The following is a 6953-nucleotide window of genomic DNA, read 5'->3' as shown; positions in this document are numbered from 1 at the left end:
GCAAAAGACATTAATGATAAACTCTTCTTCAGGCATGACTGTCACCGGCTATTAAGCAATCTGTTTTAGAGGGCAGGTTGGTTAAGGTGTAGTCATGCCTTATGTGATGTCAAAAGTCGGCCTTCGCGTTAACTGTGGGTATGGAAGACGGAAAGAATCTGTCCAAAAGAACAGGAATGCTGTGAAACAAGATTTGATTTATAAGACTACGGTTGTGTAGATCGGCTACCAGACTCCACAACACACATTGGCCAAAGCATTGCTCAGGGTAGCAAATGCACCCTGAGCCCGTGAACACTTCCGTTTATTCCTGGTCTTCCCATTTCAGGCTGCGTTCTACGGCTTTCTTCCAGCCTTTGTACAACCCGCTACGCTGCTCATCATCCATCACCGGAGTATAAACACGATCAACGCCTACCTTGTCCTTAAGCTCATCAATGCTCTTCCAGAAACCAACGGCAAGACCTGCCAGATAAGCCGAACCCGCTGCTGTTGACTCCGTCACCGTTGGGCGAACCACTTCTTTATTCAAAATATCTGACTGGAACTGCATCAGGAAGTTATTGGCAACAGCACCACCATCCACACGCAGCTGTTTCATTTCGATACCGGCATCCTGCTGCATCGCTTCAATCAGATCACGGGACTGGTAAGCAATGGCTTCCAGCGTGGCACGCACAATATGGTTACGGTTAGCACCACGGGTCAGACCGAAAATGGCACCACGGGCATAAGGATCCCAGTAGGGCGCTCCCAGGCCAACAAAGCCCGGTACGACATATACACCATTGGTGTCTTTTACTTTGCTGGCAAAATATTCGGTATCTGCCGCATCACGAACCAGGCCAAGCTCATCACGAAGCCACTGAACAGAAGCCCCACCCATAAAGACAGAGCCTTCCAGGGCATAATGCAACTTGCCATCAATACCAAAGGCAATGGTCGTTAAAAGACCATTTTCAGACTTCACTGGAGCCTCACCGGTATTCATCAACAGGAAGCAGCCTGTACCATAGGTGTTCTTGGCCATGCCTTTCTCATGGCACATCTGACCAAACAGGGCAGCCTGCTGATCACCTGCCATACCAGCCACCGGAATCCGGGTGCCGCCTTCACCACCGATGTTGGTCTTGCCATACACTTCCGAGCTGGACTTCACTTCAGGCAGCATGCTGCGTGGAATATTCAGCGTCTGCAAAATGGTGTCATCCCACTCCAGACGGTTGATATCAAACAGCATGGTCCGTGAAGCGTTGGTTACATCCGTCACATGGGCGCGGCCATTAGTGAGCTTCCAGGTCAGCCAGGTATCCACGGTACCGAACAACAGGTCACCTTTCTCGGCACTTTCACGGGCACCTTCGACGTTATCAAGAATCCACTTGATTTTTGTGCCAGAGAAATAGGCGTCCAGAACCAGACCGGTGGTTTCACGGATATGACTTTCCAGACCGGCTTTTTTTAATTGTTCGCAGATCTCCGTTGTACGACGGCATTGCCATACAATGGCGTTATAGACCGGCTGACCGGTAGTTTTATCCCAGACAACAGTGGTTTCACGCTGATTGGTAATACCAAGAGCGGCCACCTCGTCCGGGCGAATATTGGTTTTTGCCAGCACCTCGGTCAGAACCGAACTCTGGGTCGCCCAGATCTCCATCGGGTTGTGCTCAACCCAGCCCGGTTGAGGATAATACTGGGTAAATTCCCGCTGAGAAGTACCGACGATGTCACCATCGTGGTTAAAAATGATGGCCCGTGAACTGGTTGTACCCTGATCAAGAGAAACAATGTATTTCTTTTCAGTGGTCATTCTTTTTTCCTTAATTCCTTAGCTGGCAGGGGTATTACCCCTACCTTCTCACAAAAATCGGCTAATAATCGATCAGGCGATGCTGATTTCACAACCAGGTGTGGCGCACACAGCAGGTTCTACCTGCCTACCCAGCACATTGATGTAAAGCCATGCGCCGGTCATGGCACCACAGATTGGAGCAACAATCGGTACCCAGAAATAGGGGTTGGCTCGTACAGTTAACATTTCATCACTCAACACTGACCCATAGTGCCAGAGCAAGATTGCCTGTGAATTATCAAAGTTGGCCAAAGTTTTCGGCATACAGGTAAATAGGCAATCCCACCAGCAATTGTTGTTAATTACCACTTTGTCAAAAAATCACTTACTATGTGTGCCCTGATTTATAAGAAGGGCTTCTGAGACAGTCTGCCTGCACGGGGTTTCCATCTTATGAAACAGCTCAATATGCCTGAATTTTTGGTGTGAGAATGATGTCGTATGTTGTCGGTTCCTGTGACCTTGTCAATGTACAAATCAGGTAAGAACGTTGGTCGTTTTTACAGTAAAAGTTCCAGCATTATTGATTGGGTAAGCACTCTGAACTGGCTCCTTGTATCCGGTTCAGAAGTGCTGATGCACTGAATGAAAAGTCTATTAATTTAGCTTCCGGTGACCGTTATGCGCATAGGGATCCCTGGAGAGATCCAGGAAAACGAGAATCGTGTTGCTGCAACGCCCGATACCGTGGGCAAGTTGCAGAAGCTCGGTTTTGACGTCGTCATTGAACGAGGTGCAGGGGTAAAAGCGAACTTTGGGGATGAAGCATTTACTCAGGCTGGTGCCCGGGTCGTTGATCGTGATGAAGTCTGGAATTCAGACATTATTCTCAAGGTGAACGCGCCTATTGATGGTGAAATTGCACTGCTAAAAGATGGCGCTACCCTGGCCAGCTTCATCTGGCCAGCCCAGAATGAAGCGCTGATGAATAAGCTTAGCCAGCGCAATGTGAACATTCTGGCAATGGACAGCGTACCGCGCCTGTCGCGCTCACAGTCCCTGGATGCCCTGAGCTCAATGGCCAATATTGGTGGCTATCGTGCGGTGGTTGAGGCATCCCACGAGTTTGGCCGCTTCTTTAATGGCCAGATCACGGCGGCCGGTAAAATTCCGCCAGCCAAGGTGCTGGTCATTGGTGCCGGTGTTGCTGGCCTGGCTGCCCTGGGTGCAGCGGGCAGTATGGGTGCCATTGTGCGTGCCTTCGATACCCGGCCTGAAGTCAAAGAGCAGGTTGAGAGTATGGGGGCGGAGTTTCTCGAGCTGGTCTTTTCACCGGAAGAGGAAGAACAACAGGACTCTTCCGATGGTTATGCGAAAGAGATGAGCCAGGCGTTTATTGATGCTGAGATGGCACTCTTTATGGAGCAGGCCAGAGACGTTGATATCATCATCACCACGGCGCTTATTCCCGGCAAACCGGCACCAAAGCTGATCACCGAAGACATGGTCAAGGCCATGAAGCCCGGCAGTGTTATTGTCGATCTGGCTGCCCAGACCGGTGGTAACTGTGCATGTACCGTCAAGGACCAGATCACTGTCGCCCATGGTGTAAAAGTGATCGGTTATACCGATCTGCCAAGCCGTCTGCCTACCCAGTCATCGCAACTGTACGGCACTAACCTGGTGAATCTGCTGAAGCTGCTCTGTCCAAACAAGGATGGGCAGATTGATATCAACTTTGATGATGAAGTGATCCGTGGCCTGACCGTGATCCGTGACGGCAGCATCACCTGGCCACCCCCCCCGGTGAAAGTCAGTGCCGCCCCGGCTGCTGGGCCGGAACCAGTGGTGGCTAAAGAGCCCGAGCAGGAAGCAAAGGCCAGGCCCTGGCTGAAGCCGGTACTGATGGCTGTCGGGGCTGTACTCTTTGGTTGTGTGGCTAACGCGGCTCCCGGCAGTTTCCTGGAACATTTTACCGTTTTTGTCCTCGCTTCCATCGTCGGCTATTACGTTATCTGGAATGTGACGTCTGCGCTGCATACGCCATTGATGAGTGTTACCAACGCCATCAGCGGCATTGTGGTGGTTGGTGGTCTGGTCCAGATGGGCAGTGACAACAATATCGTACTTGCCCTGTCGGGTATCGCCATCACGGTCGCTGTCATCAATATTGTTGGTGGATTCGCTGTTACCCAGCGGATGCTCAAGATGTTCCGTCTGGATTAACAGGAGTCGCCCGCAATGTCTGAAGGATTACTGGTAGCGGCTTATCTGGTCGCTGCATTAATGTTTGTTATGAGTCTTGCCGGGCTTAGCCGACAGGATAAGGCAAAAAACGGCAATATCTACGGTATCACCGGGATGGTGGTGGCTGTTCTGGCCACCCTGGCCCATGCCCATATTGCCGGCATTACTCTGGTAACGCTCTGCATGATAGTGGGTGCGGGTGTTGGTCTTTATCTGGCGATTAAAGTCCAGATGACGGAAATGCCACAGCTGGTGGCCATTCTGAACGGCTTTGGTGGTCTGGCCGCCGTACTGATTGGTTTTGCCAGTGCGCTGGAAGTCAATGACTCACTGGCTGGTCAGTTGAAAGACCTGGTCATGTCCGCTGAGCAGTTGATTCACAGCTCGGAAATCTTTATCGGGATTATTATTGGTGCGGTGACGTTCAGTGGCTCGGTAGTAGCGGCGTTGAAGCTTCATGGCAAGATTTCCAGCCGTCCGGTATCACTGCCCGGCAAGCACTGGACCAACCTGGCTATCCTTGGCCTGGCGGTGTTGATGGGGGTTGTCTATGTACAGCAGCACAGTATTCTGGCCCTGGTGCTGGTCACCCTGCTGGCCTTTGCCTTTGGTATCACCCTGGTGCTGGGTATTGGCGGTGCCGATATGCCGGTGGTGGTCTCCATGCTGAACGCTTACTCAGGTCTGGCGGCGGCCATGACTGGCTTTATGCTGGGCAACAACCTGCTGATCATTACCGGTGCCATGGTGGGTTCTTCCGGTGCCATCCTCTCTTACCTGATGTGCGCAGCCATGAATCGGTCGTTTATTTCGGTGATTCTGGGTGGCTTTGGTACCGCAGAGGGGACGATCGTCGAAGGTGGTGAGCAGGGTGACTATACGGAAGTCAGCGCAGAAGACGTTGCGGAACAGCTGAAGAACTCCGCCAGTGTCATTATCACCCCTGGCTATGGTATGGCGGTTGCCCAGGCTCAACACCCGGTTCGTGACCTGGTCAAGAAGCTGCGGGACCGTGGGATCAACGTTCGTTTCGGTATCCACCCGGTAGCCGGTCGTCTGCCGGGTCATATGAATGTACTGCTGGCAGAGGCAAAAGTGCCTTATGACATCGTGGAAGCGATGGATGAAATCAACGATGACTTTGCCGATACCGATACGGTTCTGGTGATCGGTGCCAACGACACGGTGAACCCGGCGGCGGCTGAAGACCCAACCAGCCCAATCGCCGGTATGCCGGTATTGCGGGTCTGGGAAGCCGGAGAAGTGATCGTCTTCAAACGCTCGATGGCTACCGGTTATGCGGGGGTTCAGAACCCACTGTTCTTCCGTGACAACAGCCGTATGCTGTTTGGTGATGCCACCGACAGCGTTGAGCAGATTCTCAAACAGTTCTGATATTCCCTTCCTTCCTTCCGGCTGTCAGCAAACGCTGTCAGCCCGGAACATTTCTGGCAAGACCTCTCAGTAATCCAGGTACTGCTAAAAATAAAAAACAATCATTCTTATTTGCATCTACATTTGTACTCCGAATCTTTTAAACCCGGAGGCCCTGAAATGACCCCTGTACTCACTTCCTGCGTAACCATGACACCACCGTCTGATTCGGCTGCCACTGATAGCGGCCATAGCCTTGGGCAAGGTTCTGTCTGGTCGAGATTCTGGAGTATCAGCAAGTCAGTGGCTAAATCCTTTCATCCGGACTTTGATCCCGGGCAACGGTCTGACCAGCCGGGTGGTCCATGGATACAGCTGAAAATTCAACCTAAAGAGCTGGCCCTGCGTCTGGCCCAGAGAGCCATACCCGCCGATAGCTATTTCCATACTATTAACCAGGTGGCTATGGCCTGTATGGCGCTGGCCAGCCTGCCGGGTTGTGGGGGTGAGACGTCGCAAGACCATAATCCGGGAGCCAGTAAAGAACCGACCGGTACTCCTGCCTCAACCTCACCATCGACCAGTCCTGAAACCAATGGCACTGACTTAAGGGTGAAAGCCTTGTCATACGTGGGCTTTAAGGCACCCGGCGATTGGAACCACAAAGCACACAAAGAGCACAAAGGAAAAGAAAAGCTCTTCTTAGTGCTCTTTGCCGTGAAAAATATTTTGCTTAACCATTTTTCATCCCCTGAGGGTGGCGCAAAATATTTTCACGCGCCATGGGCATTTGTGTGCTTTGTGGTTCCAATTCAAATCTCTAAACCTGTATCAATCCCCATGTTTTCGGGGTTTTTAAGCTTAAGTCAGTGCCATTGGAATATAAACCGGGTTGAACCTGGCAGCCTGATTCATAATGCCATCGGTTATGCCCTGAACCAGTGGCCAAAGCTGATCATTTACTGTGAAGACGGCCTGTTGAACATCAGCAATGCCGCTGCCGAGAATGCCATTCGCCCCTTGACTGTGGGACGCCGCAACTGGCTGTTTGCCGATACCCCTGATGGCACCCGGGCCAGCGCCATTTATTACAGCCTGATCGAAAGTGCCAAAGCCAATGGACTGGAGCCTTCCGAGTACCTTTGTTACGTACTGGAGGAACTGCCGTATGCGGATACGGTTGAGAAGCTGGAAGCACTCCCGCCCTGGAATGTAAAAGCCAGCGGTGCGCTATCCCGAAACACATCTCACAGCCAGACTGCCTGACAAAACAGGTCAGCCTTCCCTGATACCGGCTGCCTGGAACTTTACCGGGCTGACTAGTTCAGTTCTATTGTTGTCATCCCCAGACGATTCTCCAACTGGAAACAGGTAATCCCCGAAGAAACCATGCCGTCACTTTCCTCCTCATTAACCGCAGACACGGCATCCCCGTTAACAGCCACTGAAGCCGGAAGGCACCAGCCAGCAAACAGCCGAAAACAAGAAAGAAAGCGAACCATGTCAGGTTACCAGGTGGAACAGACAACAACGGGCA

The 6953-nt window shown here is 51.8% G+C and carries 4 protein-coding genes and 1 pseudogene; 3 read left to right on the top strand and 2 right to left on the bottom strand.

All coding sequences use genetic code 11. The features are described from left to right. Window positions 1–304: 304 nt before the first annotated feature. The gene (glpK, locus tag CX664_RS15140; protein WP_101747551.1) at window positions 305–1813 is read right to left on the bottom strand and encodes a glycerol kinase GlpK; all 1509 of its coding nucleotides are present in this window, start codon (window positions 1811–1813) and stop codon (window positions 305–307) included. 72 nt (window positions 1814–1885) lie between these two features. Then, complete coding sequence (locus tag CX664_RS15135) at window positions 1886–2041, bottom strand: hypothetical protein (protein WP_219622207.1); 156 nt, start codon at window positions 2039–2041, stop codon at window positions 1886–1888. Between the two features lie 435 nt (window positions 2042–2476). On the opposite strand from CX664_RS15135, the gene CX664_RS15130 reads away from it, so the two are divergent. The 3 genes and pseudogenes from CX664_RS15130 to CX664_RS28195 form a co-directional block, all read left to right on the top strand. After that, on the top strand, window positions 2477–4021 hold the full coding sequence (locus CX664_RS15130; RefSeq protein ID WP_101747550.1) for a Re/Si-specific NAD(P)(+) transhydrogenase subunit alpha: 1545 nt from the start codon (window positions 2477–2479) through the stop codon (window positions 4019–4021). A 15-nt stretch (window positions 4022–4036) separates the two neighbouring features. Next, entirely contained in the window at window positions 4037–5437 is a 1401-nt protein-coding gene (gene pntB, locus CX664_RS15125; protein ID WP_101747549.1) for a Re/Si-specific NAD(P)(+) transhydrogenase subunit beta, read from the top strand. 870 nt (window positions 5438–6307) lie between these two features. Continuing rightward, window positions 6308–6682 (top strand): annotated as a pseudogene (locus tag CX664_RS28195) (IS66 family transposase); the annotation flags it as partial. Between the last annotated feature and the right edge of the window lie 271 nt (window positions 6683–6953).

Source organism: Endozoicomonas acroporae (assembly GCF_002864045.1).
In the GTDB taxonomy this organism is placed as follows: Bacteria; Pseudomonadota; Gammaproteobacteria; order Pseudomonadales; family Endozoicomonadaceae; genus Endozoicomonas; species Endozoicomonas acroporae.
This window is presented reverse-complemented; position numbering and strand designations above follow the sequence as displayed.

Coding starts and splice junctions, on each gene's coding strand:
- glpK (WP_101747551.1), bottom strand. CDS start 1,813: ATGACCACTGAAAAGAAATACATTGTTTCTCTTGATCAGGGTACAACC.
- CX664_RS15135 (WP_219622207.1), bottom strand. CDS start 2,041: ATGTTAACTGTACGAGCCAACCCCTATTTCTGGGTACCGATTGTTGCT.
- CX664_RS15130 (WP_101747550.1), top strand. CDS start 2,477: ATGCGCATAGGGATCCCTGGAGAGATCCAGGAAAACGAGAATCGTGTT.
- pntB (WP_101747549.1), top strand. CDS start 4,037: ATGTCTGAAGGATTACTGGTAGCGGCTTATCTGGTCGCTGCATTAATG.